Source organism: Streptomyces bohaiensis (assembly GCF_012033785.1).
Taxonomy (GTDB): Bacteria; Actinomycetota; Actinomycetes; order Streptomycetales; family Streptomycetaceae; genus Streptomyces; species Streptomyces bohaiensis.
In genome coordinates, this window is record NZ_JAAVJC010000533.1 from 1 (window position 1) to 1,192 (window position 1,192).

General features: G+C 77.0%; 1 protein-coding gene and 1 pseudogene. Both read right to left on the reverse strand.

Features of this window, described 5'->3' with window-relative positions; translation table 11 throughout:
- Nucleotides 1-940, reverse strand: a 940-nt coding sequence (locus tag HCN52_RS24510) for a serine/threonine-protein kinase (RefSeq protein ID WP_168090602.1), incomplete at its 3' end; no start/stop codon positions are given.
- Nucleotides 937-1,192: pseudogene (locus HCN52_RS25020) on the reverse strand (hypothetical protein); the annotation flags it as partial. The gene HCN52_RS24510 and the pseudogene HCN52_RS25020, both read right to left, overlap by 4 nt.

Below are 1,192 nucleotides of genomic sequence, written 5' to 3' on the forward strand. Positions count from 1 at the left end.
CCGTGGGACCGGTCGGCGGCCAGGGGGCGAGCGGGTGGGTGTAGGGGCGGGTCGGGTCCATCGGCCGGCCGGTCGCCTCGCCGGCGGCGGGGCGCGGCAGCAGCGGGGCCAGGGCCGCGTGCAGCTCCCGGGCGTCGGCGGGACGGTCCGCGGGGCTGGCGGAGAGCATCCGGTGGAGCAGCGCGACGAGCCCGGCCGGGGCGTCGGGGCGGAGTTCCCCGAGCGGATCGGGGGACTCGTGCTGTTTGCGGTAGAGCAGCCCCGCGGCGTTGGGCGCGCGGAACGGCGGCCGCCCGGCGAGCAGCTCGTAGCCGAGGGTGGCGAGGGCGTAGAGGTCGGTGGGCGGGCCGACCGTGCCGCCGAGCGCCTGTTCCGGGGCCATGTAGAGAGGGGTGCCGATCAGGGTCCCGGTGCGGGTCAGTCTGGTCTCCTCGACGTCGCCGGTGACCGCGGCGATACCGAGGTCGAGGATGACGACCCGGCCGTCGGGTCGCACCATGAGGTTGCCCGGCTTGAGGTCGCGGTGGACGACCCCGACGTCGTGCACGGCGGCGAGGGCGGAGGCGATCTGGGCGAGGACGGCCAGCGCCCACGGCCAGGGGTAGGGGTCGTGCTCGGCGAGGTGGTCGGCGAGGTCGCTGCCGTCGACCAGCTGCATCACCAGGTAGAGGGTGTCGGCGTCGGCACCGGCGTCGTGCACGCCGACCAGCCCCGGGTGGTCGATCCGGGCGGTGGCGCGACTCTCCCGCAGGAACCGGCGGCGCAGCTCATCCGGATCGGTGGTGCCCGCGAGGGAGGCGAGGCGGGCGGCGTGGAGCAGCTTCACGGCGACCTTCCGGTCGCCGAGGGCCAGGTCGCGGCCGAGCCAGACCTCGCCCATGCCGCCGCGGCCGAGCGGGCGCTCCAGGCGGTAGCGGCCGTCGAGGACCCGGCCGGTCACCGGCGGTCGTCCCGCTCCCGCAGCAGGTCGCCCAGCTCGTCGAGCTCCGAGGCGGCCTGCCGCAACCGGGACGACGAGGCGGGGTCGGGCCCGTCGGATGCGGGGTCCGACCCGGCGGAGGCGGGGCCGTCGGGCGGCGGCGTGTGGGCGGGTCGGCCACTCGGACGTGTCCAAGCTGCGGGAGGCCGCCGACGAGGCGCGGCGCTGGGACTCCAAGTACGGCGGTGGCGACTGGCGTTCGGCGATGGTCCC